The organism is Neisseria sp. HMSC074B07, from assembly GCF_001810355.1.
Taxonomy (GTDB): Bacteria; Pseudomonadota; Gammaproteobacteria; order Burkholderiales; family Neisseriaceae; genus Neisseria.
The window spans coordinates 76162-88971 of record NZ_KV800921.1; the positions used below are offsets into that span (position 1 = coordinate 76162).

General features: G+C 53.6%; 11 protein-coding genes. All 11 read right to left on the minus strand.

What is annotated here, in order from left to right; genetic code table 11:
* Positions 1-155: 155 nt before the first annotated feature.
* Positions 156-2342, minus strand: a complete 2187-nt coding sequence (locus HMPREF2726_RS04045; RefSeq protein ID WP_009310883.1) for a polysaccharide biosynthesis tyrosine autokinase — start codon at positions 2340-2342, stop codon at positions 156-158.
* Between the two features lie 51 nt (positions 2343-2393).
* The gene (locus HMPREF2726_RS04050; RefSeq protein WP_003759455.1) at positions 2394-2840 is read right to left on the minus strand and encodes an arsenate reductase/protein-tyrosine-phosphatase family protein; all 447 of its coding nucleotides are present in this window, start codon (positions 2838-2840) and stop codon (positions 2394-2396) included.
* 162 nt (positions 2841-3002) lie between these two features.
* Complete coding sequence (locus HMPREF2726_RS04055) at positions 3003-4136, minus strand: polysaccharide export protein (RefSeq protein ID WP_009310885.1); 1134 nt, start codon at positions 4134-4136, stop codon at positions 3003-3005.
* 87 nt (positions 4137-4223) lie between these two features.
* Positions 4224-6116 carry a polysaccharide biosynthesis protein gene (locus HMPREF2726_RS04060; RefSeq protein WP_009310886.1) on the minus strand — a complete coding sequence of 631 codons (1893 nt, stop codon included), beginning with the start codon at positions 6114-6116 and terminating at the stop codon, positions 4224-4226.
* Between the two features lie 193 nt (positions 6117-6309).
* The gene (locus HMPREF2726_RS04065) at positions 6310-7485 is read right to left on the minus strand and encodes a DegT/DnrJ/EryC1/StrS family aminotransferase (protein WP_009310887.1); all 1176 of its coding nucleotides are present in this window, start codon (positions 7483-7485) and stop codon (positions 6310-6312) included.
* Positions 7478-8260 carry a formyltransferase family protein gene (locus HMPREF2726_RS04070; RefSeq protein WP_009310888.1) on the minus strand — a complete coding sequence of 261 codons (783 nt, stop codon included), beginning with the start codon at positions 8258-8260 and terminating at the stop codon, positions 7478-7480. Before HMPREF2726_RS04070 ends, HMPREF2726_RS04065 begins: the two co-directional genes overlap by 8 nt.
* Positions 8261-8281: 21 nt before the next feature.
* Positions 8282-8992 (minus strand): HAD family hydrolase, encoded by a 711-nt coding sequence (locus HMPREF2726_RS04075; protein ID WP_009310889.1) that lies wholly within the window; start codon positions 8990-8992, stop codon positions 8282-8284.
* The gene (locus HMPREF2726_RS04080; RefSeq protein ID WP_009310890.1) at positions 8979-9953 is read right to left on the minus strand and encodes an ATP-grasp domain-containing protein; all 975 of its coding nucleotides are present in this window, start codon (positions 9951-9953) and stop codon (positions 8979-8981) included. Before HMPREF2726_RS04080 ends, HMPREF2726_RS04075 begins: the two co-directional genes overlap by 14 nt.
* The gene (locus tag HMPREF2726_RS04085; RefSeq protein ID WP_003769146.1) at positions 9940-10557 is read right to left on the minus strand and encodes a sugar transferase; all 618 of its coding nucleotides are present in this window, start codon (positions 10555-10557) and stop codon (positions 9940-9942) included. Before HMPREF2726_RS04085 ends, HMPREF2726_RS04080 begins: the two co-directional genes overlap by 14 nt.
* Positions 10550-11722 carry a glycosyltransferase gene (locus HMPREF2726_RS04090; RefSeq protein WP_070602286.1) on the minus strand — a complete coding sequence of 391 codons (1173 nt, stop codon included), beginning with the start codon at positions 11720-11722 and terminating at the stop codon, positions 10550-10552. The genes HMPREF2726_RS04085 and HMPREF2726_RS04090 overlap by 8 nt, the downstream gene beginning before the upstream one ends.
* A 14-nt stretch (positions 11723-11736) precedes the next feature.
* Positions 11737-12810 carry a glycosyltransferase family 4 protein gene (locus HMPREF2726_RS04095; RefSeq protein ID WP_049223818.1) on the minus strand — a complete coding sequence of 358 codons (1074 nt, stop codon included), beginning with the start codon at positions 12808-12810 and terminating at the stop codon, positions 11737-11739.

Here is a 12810-nt window from a genome sequence, read left to right on the forward strand (position 1 = left end):
CTTGTCCTGATTTAAATTTAATCCACTATATCTTGCTTAAACTCAAATAAGATGATTTTTATCGCATCTGTTGAAAGGCATGACAAAAGGTCGTCTGAAACTTGATTTTTCCGTTTCAGACGACCTTTGGGGCAGAAAACAGCTGGTTTCCGGCTTTAAGCTTTGTTTTCCGGCGCTTCTTTTTTAACCGGCTTCTTGCCATCCTGCGGAGAGTGGTAGGCGTAGTAGTCATACATACTGTTGGCTTCGCGCTTCATGCCGTTCAGGATGACGCCTTTGATATTGATCTTGTTCTGACGCAGACGGTCGGCACTGATTTCAAGCTCTCTGGTGGTGGTGTTGCCGTAGCGGCTGACCAGCAGAACCGTACCTGCCAGTTGTCCGACGATGGTTGCGTCGGTCACTGCGAGGACAGGCGGGGTGTCGATAATCACATAGTCGTAACGTTTTTGGGCGTTTGCCAGCAATTCTGTGAAGCGGCTGTCCATCAGCAGCTCGGACGGATTTTTAGGATAACCGCCGTTGCTGATGAGGTGCAGGTTTTCAATCTGCGTTTCACAGACGGCTTTAGCAGGGGAGACATGGCCGGAAAGGATGTCTGCCAAGCCGTATTCGGGCGTCAGTTTGAACAGTTGGTCCAAATAGCCTTTACGCATGTCGGTATCGATCAGCAATACGCGTTTGCCTGATTGTGCCATTACGGTAGCGAGGTTGGCGGAAATAAAGGATTTGCCCGCTTCCGGCGCCGCACCGGTAATCATGAGGATATTGTTGCGCGCATCCAGCATGGAGAAGTAGATGTTGGTACGCAGGGCGCGGATGGCTTCGACGGCGACATCGGAGGCGTCCTCGTTTGCCAGCAGATAATTGGAGCGGCCGGTCAGGGATTTGAATTTGCGTTTCAACAGGTCGCGTTTTTGCTGGGTTTTGGAGTAGGGTACGAGGGCGGCGACTTCGAGATTGAGGTTTTCAATCTCTTCAGACGACGTGATGCCTCGGCGCATACGGCCTTGCAGCATGACCCACATGGAGGCGAGCGCGCCTGCGGCAAGCGCGCTTAATGCGGTAATGACGGCTTTGCGCGGGGCGATCGGTTGTTCCGGCGTGTAGGCATGGTCAACGACTCGGACATTGCCTTGCGCGCTGGCTTTCATGATGTTGAGTTCTTGTTGTTTCGCCAAGAGTTGGACGTAGGTCGCTTGGTTGGTTTCTACGTCGCGGGTCAGGCGGATGACTTCCTGTTGGGTGTTGGGCAGGCCGGCGATTTGCTGGTTGATTTTGCTCTTGGCGCGTTCGAGTACCGCCAGTTTGTCCAAAACGGCTTTATAGGAAGGGTGTTCCGGAGTGTACAGTTCCGCCAAGCCTGCTTCTTCGGTTTTGAGCAGGGTGATTTGGGTTTCGATGCTGGTCAGGCTTTCAAGCGCGCCTTTGGACTCAAGCGGAATGTCGAGCGAACCGGCGCGTTCGCGGTAAGCATTGAGTTTGTTTTCTGCTTCTTGCAGGGTTTCTTTCAGACGAGGCAATTCTTCGCTGATGAACGCCAAGCCGCTGGAGGCGACTTGAATGTCGCGTTCGCGGTTTTGCGCGACGTAGTTGTCGGCGATGCTGTTGAGGACGGCGCTGGTTTTTTTCGGATCAACATCGGTGTAGGCAAGGTTGATGATGGGGCTGGTTTTGCCTTTGCTGATGACCGAGAGTTGGTTTTTGATATTTTCGATGGCGCTGAGCTTGGAAAACTTGGTCAACTCGAAATCCTGCTCTGTTTCGGCAAGGATTTGGTCGACTTTCAGAACGGTTTCGTTATTGATTTTCAGCGGAGTGCCGACGCGGCCTTCTTTGGCTGTACCGTTCGGGAGCGTCAGGATATAGTTTTTGCTGTCTTTGACGGTCAGTTTGAAGGGTTTGTTGATCCATTCTTCGGAAACGGTAAATGTACCGATTTTCAAAATCGGATCGTCGTTGCCGCTGAGGTTGTGAATCATGTTGCCGAAAACCGGGAAGTAGGTGGCTTTGACTTCTTGATCAAGCTGAAGCTCGTCAACGGTTTTGCCTATGACCATGCGGGATTGGACCAATTCGATTTCGGCTTCGGAAGGCGCCGGCTCGTTGGAAAGCATGTTGTTGATTTCGGTCAGAATCTGGTTTTGTTTGGTTTCGATTTCCAACATGGCGTCGGCGCGGTAGACAGGCGTGGACGCAAAGCTGAAAACGGCACCGAGCAAGCCGCCCGCAATCAATGCGGTGGCGATTTTGGATTTGTGCAGCCACAGATTGTGCAGTTGTTGGCCGAAATCGATTTCGTCGTTGTTGGAGGATGCTGATGACGGATATTGTTTATACATCAGTAGGCTTTCTGTTTGGATTTAATTGATTGAATCCGGCGTAAGTGAGTGTTATGCCGGGGTTGGTCCGTTCAATTTTTCAGCCCAAGTCTCGGCTGCGCTTTGTATTTGTTGGAATACGGCTTCAAACATTTCGCTGCTTTGTTTGAACGGGTCGGGTATGTTTTTCTTGGGCAGCCATTGGGCGAGCAGGATGGTTTTCCCGCGCGCGGAAGGCAGGATGTCAGCAACCATATCGATATGGGCCGGCTCCATCACCAAAATCAGGTCTGCTGCGTTGCACATTTCAGGGGTCAGTTGGCGGGCGGTGTGTCCGGCAACGACTACGCCGTGTTTAAGGGCGGTTTTAATGGCTTGGAAGTCGGCATCTTTTCCCGCCAATGCGTTGATGCCGGCCGAACTGACACGGTGTCCGGGCAGCTTTTTCTGCAAGATACGCTCCGCTATCGGGGAGCGGCAGATATTTCCCATGCATACTACTAAAATATTTTGAAACATAAGAGAAGCGGTATTTTTTTCTTGTGTAGGGTCAAATCATGATAAAACGGTTTGAGGTCGGATATTTGGTCGGTCTGAAAAGGTTTTGTTTATATGTCGTCAGACGATAAATAACCGGCCTGCCGTTTTGCCTGACAGCAGGTGCTGTCAGGCGCCGTCAGGTTATTTGAACGTGTTGTCGATGGCGTTGACGTTGCTGACGAAGCTGGTCAATTGCGACACTACGCGGTTCCAACGGGTAACCGGGGCGGCAGTCACATAAACAACGTCGTTCGGACGCAGGTCGAAGTCACTGCCCAAGGCGTAAGCGGTCGCGTCTTTCAGGTTAAGTTGGTAAATGTGGATAGGTTTGGCCGCATCTTCGGGCGCGCGGCGGATGACAAATACGCCGGTGGCGTCTGCCAAGGCTTGGTTCATGCCGCCGGTTTCACCCAAGGCTTGAGTGAGGTTCAGGCCGTGGTTGCCGATAGGCAGGGTGGCTTGGCGGCCGACTTCGCCCATAACGTACACTTTGCTGTTGCTGTTGTTCGGAACGTAAACGATGTCGCCGTTGCTTAAGAGGTGGTTTTGCGACATATCGCCGTACTGCATGATGTTTTGCAGGGAGATGGTGCGGTCAACGCCGTTGTGTGTCCATTTGATGTTGTGGGTGTCGGCATTTTGCGCCACGCCGCCCGCCTGGTTGACGGCATCGAGGATGGTCATGGGGACGTTGGTAATCGGCAGTTGTCCTGCTTGTCCGACGGCGCCGGAAACGGATACGCGTTGCGAGCGGAATTCGGTTACGTTGATGGCGACTTGGGGATTTTTAAGATAGCGTTTCAGACGACCTGTCAGGATGTTTTGCAGCTCGTCTATGGTTTTGCCTTGCGCTTGGATTTTGCCGACCAGCGGATAGGTGATGTAGCCGCCTTCGTCCACCCATGCGCCTCGGCTGACTTGGTTGTTTTGCGGGTTGCTTTGTTGTACGGGCGAATTGAGGTCGGTGTGCGCCCAGACCATGATGTTCAATACGTCGCCTTTACCGATGTGGTAGCGGTAGGCGGCTTTGCTGCGCTCAAGCGCACCGTTGTTTTGTGACAACACCGGCGGTTTGCGCATTTTTTCAACGAGGCCGAAGGTGATCGGATAGATGGCGACGCGCTTGTCGAATTTGGTATCTGCTACGGTTTCGCCGTTTTCGTAAACGATGGTTTTGTTGCGTGTGTTGATGGTGGAGCCGGGAATGACGGTGCTGCTGTTGCAGGCGGTCAGTGCCATCAGGGACAGGCTGATGAGGGCAAGCTGTTTTTTCATGTCGGTATCCTTGTCAGTCTTATCGGGGTCGTCTGAAAATTTTCAGACGACCTTTTTGTGGAATGTTTTGCTTTATCGGTCGGGTATTTAATGTGTCTGCTGCCAAACCAAATCGCAAATATCGTCTTTGGGATTAAAGCCGGCGGGGGCTTCGAGCAGCAGGGCGCGCAGGGTTTGTTGGTCTGAATTTGAGCACGCTAAGTCCATACGCATAATTATGTCATTTAATTGCGCCCATGGCAGCATTACTTCGCTGGCGGTCATAATTCGGGGATGAGTGGTTTTTTGCACTTCGTCTCCGATGAGCAATTCTTCGTAAAGTTTTTCACCCGGACGCAGTCCTGTAATTTTAATTTCGATATCGCCGTCGGGATGTTGGGCATCTTTCAATTTCAGGCCGCTAAGCGTAATCATTTGTTTGGCTAAGTCAATGATTTTAACAGATTCGCCCATATCCAACACGAATACGTCGCCGCCTTTGCCCATCGCGCCTGCTTGAATGACGAGTTGGGCGGCTTCGGGGATGGTCATGAAGTAGCGGGTGATGTCTTGATGGGTCAGGGTGATGGGGCCGCCTTCGGCGATTTGTTTTTCAAACACGGGGACGACGGAGCCGGAGGAGCCTAAAACGTTGCCAAAACGCACCATACAGAAGCGGGTCTGTTGGCCGGGTTCGGCGGCAAGCGCCTGCAGGCAGAGTTCCGCCATGCGTTTGCTGGCGCCCATGGTGTTGGTCGGGCGCACGGCTTTGTCGGTGGAGATAAGCACGAAGGTGCTGACGCCGGATTCGACGGCGGCTTGGGCGCACAAGAGCGTGCCGAAGACGTTGTTGCGTATGCCTTCGACGGTGTTGAACTCGACCATGGGGACGTGTTTGTAGGCGGCGGCATGATAGACGGTTTCAACGCCGTACGCGGTCATGACACTGATCAGGCGTTCTTTGTTTTGCACGGAGCCGAGCAGGGGGACGACTTCGATTTGACTGCCGGCGGCTGCCTGAGTTTCGCGCAATTCTTTGTCTATGCTGTACAGGGAGAACTCGGACAGTTCGAACAGCAGTAATTTGGACGGGCGGCATTTCAGGATTTGGCGGCAGAGTTCGGAGCCGATGGACCCACCCGCACCTGTTACCATTACGGTTTTGCCGGTAATGTCCGCACCCATGAGTTCGGGGCGCGGGGCGACGGGGTCGCGGCCGAGCAAATCGACGACAGAGATTTTTTTCAGCGCGCTGACTTTGATTTTACCGTCCACCAAGTCTTTCATGCCGGGGATGGTCAGCACTTCGCATTTGTATTTTTCGAGGCTTTGAATGATGCGGCGGCGTTCTTCCTGAGTGGAGCTGGGGATGGCGAGCAGGATTTTTTCCACACCGTAGCGGTCGATGAGCGATTGGATGTCTTCAGGACCATAGACGGTCAGGTCGTAGATGACGGTGCGGCGGATTTTGGGGTTGTCGTCCACAAAGGCGACGGCGGAATATTCGTTGACCTGTTTGATGGCTTCCAGCAGTTGGCGGCCGGATTGTCCTGCGCCGTAAATGATGACGGGCACCATTTGTTTTTTGTGGCGGTCGGTCAGGATGGCGCGCAGAATCATGCGCGAACTGGTGATACAGACGACCAGCAGCAAGAAATAAACGACGGGCAGGGCGAGGTGCAGTTTACGTTCGAAAACCAGAGTGGTCAGGCAGAACAAGACTGCCGAAATCAGGCTGCCGAATGCGGCGGCGGTCAGGACGCGGGTGCTGACGAAGCGGGTAACGGCGCGGTACAGCCCCAGTCTGACAAATAGGGCGATGGTCAAAAAGGCGGTCGAGCCGAAGGCAAGCCAGTTCGCCATGCTTGCCCATTCGTCGGAGTATTGGACTCGGAGGCTTTGCGCAAACCAAAAGGCGATAAAAATCATCAAAACGTCGTGGATGACGAAGAAGGTTTTCTTGACGTTGCGGGGCAGGGATAACAGGGTTTCCAAATTCATTTTGGTATGTTCTGAATAATGTTGTGGGTGGGTTTCAGACGACCCCGGTCATGCAAAGGTCGTCTGAAAAGACGTTTGTTGCTACGGAGCATTGGTTTTCCGTATGTGTCGGCTGCTTGCCGGTTCCCTTTTTTATTCGGCTGAAGCGGTAAACCGCCGCCGTCCCGATGATACGGGCGCGGCGGTTTGTACTTTATGCTGTGGCTTCTGCCAACACAGCTTCGATGTGTTCTTTGCAGAACGCGATTTCGTCGTCGGTCAGCGTCGGATGCACCAAGAACATCAGGCTGGTGTCGCCCAGTTCGACGGCGTTTTTCAGCCGCTCTTTCGGCCGCCACGGCGTGTTGTCGAAGGCTTTTTCCAAATAGACTTCGGAGCAGCTGCCTTGATAGCAGGGGACTTTGCGCGCGTTCAGTTCGTTCACGATGCGGTCGCGCGTCCAGCCTTCTTTGAGGTGTTCGGGTTTGACGAAGGCATAGAACTTGTATTGCGCGTGTTCGATGTAGTCGGCGACTTCAATCAGACGGATGCTTTTGAATTTGCCCAGGCTTTCTGCCAGCTTGGCGGCGTGCACTTGGCGGCGTGCCGTCCATTCGGGCATACGTTTGAGCTGGATGCGGCCGATGACTGCCTGCATTTCCATCATGCGCCAGTTGGTGCCGAAGCTTTCGTGCAGCCAGCGGAAGCCGGGGGCGTGTTCGCGGTGGTACACGGCGTCATAGCTTTTGCCGTGGTCTTTGTACGACCACATTTTGCTCCACAGCTCTTTGTCGTTGGTGGTGACCATGCCGCCTTCGCCGCCGGTGGTCATGATTTTGTCTTGGCAGAACGACCATGCGCCGACGTGTCCGATGGAGCCGACGGATTTGCCTTTGTATTTCGCGCCGTGCGCTTGGGCGCAGTCTTCGATAACCCACAAATCATGTTCTTTTGCCAAGTCCATGATGTCGTCCATTTCGGCGGGCATACCGGCAAGGTGGACGACGATGATGGCTTTGGTATTCGGCGTCAGCGCGGCTTTGATGGTTTCGGCGCTGATGTTTTGGCTGTTCAAATCCACGTCGGCGAACACGGGGTTTGCGCCGGCGGTAACGATGCAGGAAGCGGAGGCGAGGAAGGTGCGCGAGGTAACGATGACGTCGTCGCCTGCGCTTATGCCCATTGCTTTAAGCGCGACATCAAGCGCCAGTGTACCGTTGGAGAGGGCAACGGCGTATTGCGTGCCGGCGAAGGCGGCGAATTCTTTTTCAAATTCGCGGCATTCGCTGCCCGTCCAATAGTTGACTTTGTTGGACAGCAGGACTTTGGAAACGGCATCGGCTTCTTCTTGGGTGAAGCTCGGCCACGGGGAGAGGGATGTGTTAAGCATTGGCTTTTCCTGCGAAAAGGCTGGTGGAGTCTTTGGGGGCGACTTCTTCCAGCAGTTGGCGGTTGATCAAGGTGTATTTTTGACCGTTGATTTCGACGTATGCACCGTCGTAAGGCGGGAACCAGAAGGCGCGGATTTTTTTCTCGACGTCGTCGCCGTCGCGGATTTGCTTCATGGCTTCCATTTCGTCGCGGCTGACGTAACGACCACCGATGTTGGGCGTAGTCGGCAGTTTGGCTTGCGCTTCGACGGCGCGGGCGATAATGCGTTGTGCAAACGGCTCCAATGCCTGCATGGTTTTGCGTTCGAGCGATTGGGCGGTTTCGGCAGAAGAATCAATGGGGAAGCGGTCCACTTCGATGATTTCGCCGGTGTCGATGGAGGCATCGACGTAGTGGGCGGTGCTGCCCCATTCGGACAATTCGTCCATGATGGCGAGGTTGTAGCCGCCTGTGCCTTTGTATTCGGGTAACAGGGCCGGGTGGAAGTTGATCGTACCCAAGCGCGGGACGGTCAGGAATTCGTCGCGCAGTTTGCGCCAGTAGAGTACGGACAAGCCCAAGTCGTATTTCAGACGACCTTCTTTCATTGCTTCCAAGGCAGTGTCGAAAGTGTAGAGCGGCAAGCCCAATTCTTTGGCGGCGGCGGCCGTCGGCGAGCCTTGCAGGTGGCTGTCGGTCAGTACACCGACGATTTCGATGCCGTTTTGTGAAGATAAGAGCCGGAGCAGGTTGGCGGAAAGCCGTTTACGTCCCATGAATAATATTTTTGTCATGTAAGAGTCCTTTTTGTTTTATCAGCTAATGTGTGATTTTGTTGAACAGTCCGAAGGGGCAATCAGCTGCGCCAAATCTTGCAGGGAGCTGATCCACGCATCGGGATGGTGTTCTTTGTTAAAGTTTTCGGGTAAGTGGTGGTGAATATTGTGCTCGGACGGATGCAGCCCTATGGTGATCCAGCCCAAAGCGTTCGGCGCGATGAAGTCTTTGGAAAGGTTGTCGCCGATGTAGATGAAACAGTCTGCCTTTTCGGCATATTTGTCTTGTAAATAGCGGAAGCGTTTGCCGTCGGGCTTTTCCGAAGCGCAGGCTTCGGAGACGAGGATGTCGTCAAACAGGGAATACAGCCCCAAGGCTTCCAGTTTCAAGCGTTGGGTCAGGCTTCTGCCGTCGGTAATCAGCGCGCGTGCGGCGAAGGGCGCGGTCAGCTCGGACAGGAAATCATGCGGGGCATACGGCGTCAGCGTCGGGCGGTGCAGCCGGTATTGCCACAGAAGAACCTGTTTTTCCGATTCGTTGAAACCGCAGTGGCGGCACAACTTGTCCAGCCAGTCTTTGCCGTCGGGGTCGATACTGCGCCATAGGTCGTCTGAATCCCAATCGGGATACAGGGTGGTAACGGTATCGACGATTGCACGGATGCCGGAGAGTTTGTATTCGTATTCCGAGTACAGCGTATCGTCCAAGTCGAAGACAATGACGGCGGTTTCGGGATTAATCGTTTTCATGAACTAAGACCTTGGCATCGTAGCGCAGCATGATGAGGTTGTTTTCCCAGTCGTCTGAAAACGGAATTTCTTCGTTGCGGAAGTATTCGTGCATCAGCCAGCCCGGGTAATTGCCGCCTGCGGCATACGTCAGCGGGAAGCCGCCGCCGAAGCGGGGGTTGATTTCCACGCCGTAGAATTCGCCGGTTTCTTCGTTGCAGAAGAACTGCGCCGTAATGCAGCCGCGCGCGCCTTCCAATACCGCCATTTTTTCCAGCAGCGTTTGGTAGAGGCTGTTTTTGCGGGTAACGCCTTTGCTGACTTCGCCGGAGCGTACTTCCAAGCGTTTTCGCGGGATGGCGCATTTCAGACGACCTTCATGGTCGTAATACATATCGACGGTAAATTCGGAAAATTCGTTTTCGATGTCGATAAGCTCGCAGAACATCAGCTTGGGGTCGTCCACGATTTCAGGCGTCAGGCAGGCTGGCGTGTCGATCCGTTTAGCACCGATGGCGCGGCTGCCGTCGTAGGGTTTGGCGAAGCAAGGGAAAACCAGCTTCTCGCGGTCGTAAATTTCGGGCGAGCGTATGCCGTAGCGGGCAAACAAACTGGCAGTTTTCCGTTTGTCGCGGCATTGCGCGATGAAGTCCGAGTCGGAAACGACGATGTGGATGCCTGCCGCTTCGAAGCGTTCGCGCTCGTCTGCCAACTTTTGCAGTTCGGTGTCTATGGTCGGGATGATTAAACCGATGTTTTCGCGTACCGCCAGATCGAAAATGCTGTCGATATATGAATCGGCGCTAATCAGCGGCACTTCAAACGAACCGTCCGAAACGTGGCAGGCGGAGGACATACGCGGCACCAAATCCGTCGTCAAAATCTTGACGTCGTCTGAAAACTTGGCAGCTTCGGTTTGAAAATCCTGTACCAATTCAACGCGCCTTCCCGCGGAAAGGATAAGTACGTTATTTTTTCGCATCAGTGTCATTTCCTGTGAAATAGGGCATGGTGGCTTCTCCCTCAGCCGAAATACCTTCTTTGATAAAGACTTTTTTGACTGTCAGAAACAGGATTTTCATATCCAGCCAAAAACTGTAATGGTCGATATACCAAATATCGTGTGCGAACTTTTCGTCCCACGAAAGCGCGTTGCGCCCGTTGACCTGCGCCCAACCGGTTACGCCGGGCCTCATTTCGTGGCGGCGGTTTTGAAATTCGTTGTAAAGCGGCAGGTAGCTCATCAACAGCGGTCTTGGGCCGACCAGGCTCATCTCTCCTTTTAGAACGTTCCAAAGCTCTGGAAGTTCGTCCAAGCTCGTCGCGCGCAGTTTTTTGCCGAAAGGGGTCAGCCGCTCGCTGTCGGGCAGCGGGTTACCGTCTTTGTCGACCGCATCGCGCATGGAGCGGAATTTGATCATTTTGAACGGTTTGCCGTCTTTGCCCGGCCGCTCTTGGGTGAAGAATACCGGTTCGCCCAAGTTTTTGCGGATGAGGTATATCAAAATCAAAAATACGGGCGAGAGGAAAATCAGTCCTGAGGCGGAGGCGATGATGTCAAACAGGCGTTTGAAGAATTTACTCATGGGCTAATCTTTCAATCAGGTTGACGATTTTTTGATACGCCACGTCGCGCTTGAAGCGGCGGACGATTTCGTCGGATTGAACGGGGTCGTTTTTGCGCGCCAGAATGTCTTTGGCGGCTTGGACGAAGCTGTCCACATCACCGGAACGGTAGTCCGCATGCGGCAGCAGGGTGAGGACTTCGGCAACTTCGTCATTGACCTGGCTGTTTAAAATCGGTTTTTGCAATGCCATATAGTCGGACAGTTTGTTGGTGATCGACTGCATGGCGTAGGAATGGATGGCGTTGACGGAGATGTCGCAGCCTTTGGCGACCGACATCATTTCGGCGTAGGGGATGTAACCGTAAAACTTAATACCCTCGCAGGCATATTGTTTGAGCCTGTCCAAATCGGGGCCGCCGCCCATGATGTGCAGCTCTACATTTTCGCCGCCGTCCAACAGTTTCCGAACGCCTTTGCACACGGTTTCCACGTCATAGCTGTAACTGAGCGTACCCAAGTAGAAGAAGCGGGTTTTGTCGTCGCCGAAGTCTTTTGCCGGCGCAGCATCGAGTTTCGGAAAATCCGCGCCGATATAGACGACTTCGCTGGGTACGTTCGGATTGGCTTCTTTGGCGCGGTCGAGGTAGGTCTGCGACACGGCGACCAGCGCATCGGCGTAGCGGTAGGCACGGTTGGCGCGGGAGGAGAAGGGGAGCAGGTTGTGCGGGATTTTTTTCAAAAACGGCACGACTGAGGAGAAGGACTCCGGCCATACGTCCTGCACGTCGATAATCAGCTTGTAGCCCAAACGCGCTTTGTGTTCGCCCAAAAGCAGGTTGGTGGCGATCAGCGGATAGGCGGAAAAGACGACGTCTTGTTCGCCCGGACGGCAGTTGTTCAGCCATTGCTCAAAATTTTTGACGAACACATGATGGCTTTTGACGCGGTCCAGCGAGACGTTTTTTCCGTAGCCGCTCTCTTCCAACAGCATGACTTTCAGACGACCTTGCGAAGCAGATTCGGCATCTTCAGGTCGTCTGAAAGATTTGTCGTAGTGTTTGAAATTGCTGGTAATCAGCAATACATCATGAGACTGCGACAACAGTTCGGCGAGATACCAGAAGCGGTTGAAATGCGGCTCGGACGGCAGCGAACAGTAGGGGGCGACGATAGTGATGTTCATATTTTCAGACGACCTCACATATCGTAAGCGGCCATTGTGGTGCGATAGATTTCATCATCGGAACACAAGGTCTCAACGTGTTTATGCAGGGCTTTGCCCATCTTTTCGCGTAACTCGGGCTGCTTGATGAGTTGATCGACGGCTTCGATAAAGGCTTCGTCTTCGCCGAAGGGGAAACAGTATCCGGTTTCGCCGGTAATGACCATTTCGGAAATGCCGCCCATGTTGTAGGTCACGACGGGCGTGTCGTAGAGGCCGGCTTCAAGGATGTTGTTGCCGACGCCTGCGCCGTGGTCGCCGATGCAGTGCGGCGTGTTCACCAAAATATCCACGTCTTTGAAATAGCCGGTCAAATCGCGCACGCCGCCGAGGAAGGTAACTTTGTCGTCTATGCCCAGTCGTTTTGCTTGCGATTTCAGATTGTCCATCTCCTCGCCTATGCCTGCTACGTTCAGGCGCACGGGCATATTGCGGTCGACCATTTTCTTAAAGATGTCCAGCATCACATGCACAGCGCGGACGGTATCCAAGCGCGACAGCGTGCCGAGCATGACGTAGTCTTTGGCGGTTTTTTCAGGAACGTAATCGGCTTTGTGCAGGGCGTTGTAGGTGTAGGTGATGCGGTTGGCGGGGAAGCCGTGGCGGATGAGTTTTTCCTGTTCGTGCCTGCAGTTGCCGATGATGTATACACCCAGTTTGTCGAAAAGTTTGGCGATTTTCGGATAAGTTTCGGCATCCAAACCGCGCGCGTGGTAGAACACTTTGGTTTTCGGCGAAGAGATTTTCGCCGCGATGGCACAGGCGGGAACGATACGCGCCATTTGGCAGTGGATGATGTCGGGTTTTTCTTGTTTCAACATCTTCATGTAGGCGAACATGCCTTTGATGTAGCCCAAGATGCCGCCCTGATAAAAATCAATCGGACGCCATTGGATGCCCAAGGCTTGGGCTTCTTTGATGAGCGGGCCATCGGAAGAGGCAAGGACGACCTCGTGGCCGCGCTGCCTGAGCAACCGTCCTAAGCGGAAGGTCGCGTTTTCAGTGCCGCCGAGGCCGGACATGGAAGTAGTCAAAACAATTTTTTTCAT

Excerpts from the sequence above, each read along its gene's own strand:
- HMPREF2726_RS04045 (WP_009310883.1), bottom strand. The coding sequence starts at position 2,342 with ATGTATAAACAATATCCGTCATCAGCATCCTCCAACAACGACGAAATC.
- HMPREF2726_RS04050 (WP_003759455.1), bottom strand. The coding sequence starts at position 2,840 with ATGTTTCAAAATATTTTAGTAGTATGCATGGGAAATATCTGCCGCTCC.
- HMPREF2726_RS04055 (WP_009310885.1), bottom strand. The coding sequence starts at position 4,136 with ATGAAAAAACAGCTTGCCCTCATCAGCCTGTCCCTGATGGCACTGACC.
- HMPREF2726_RS04060 (WP_009310886.1), bottom strand. The coding sequence starts at position 6,116 with ATGAATTTGGAAACCCTGTTATCCCTGCCCCGCAACGTCAAGAAAACC.
- HMPREF2726_RS04065 (WP_009310887.1), bottom strand. The coding sequence starts at position 7,485 with ATGCTTAACACATCCCTCTCCCCGTGGCCGAGCTTCACCCAAGAAGAA.
- HMPREF2726_RS04070 (WP_009310888.1), bottom strand. The coding sequence starts at position 8,260 with ATGACAAAAATATTATTCATGGGACGTAAACGGCTTTCCGCCAACCTG.
- HMPREF2726_RS04075 (WP_009310889.1), bottom strand. The coding sequence starts at position 8,992 with ATGAAAACGATTAATCCCGAAACCGCCGTCATTGTCTTCGACTTGGAC.
- HMPREF2726_RS04080 (WP_009310890.1), bottom strand. The coding sequence starts at position 9,953 with ATGCGAAAAAATAACGTACTTATCCTTTCCGCGGGAAGGCGCGTTGAA.
- HMPREF2726_RS04085 (WP_003769146.1), bottom strand. The coding sequence starts at position 10,557 with ATGAGTAAATTCTTCAAACGCCTGTTTGACATCATCGCCTCCGCCTCA.
- HMPREF2726_RS04090 (WP_070602286.1), bottom strand. The coding sequence starts at position 11,722 with ATGAACATCACTATCGTCGCCCCCTACTGTTCGCTGCCGTCCGAGCCG.
- HMPREF2726_RS04095 (WP_049223818.1), bottom strand. The coding sequence starts at position 12,810 with ATGAAAAAAATTGTTTTGACTACTTCCATGTCCGGCCTCGGCGGCACT.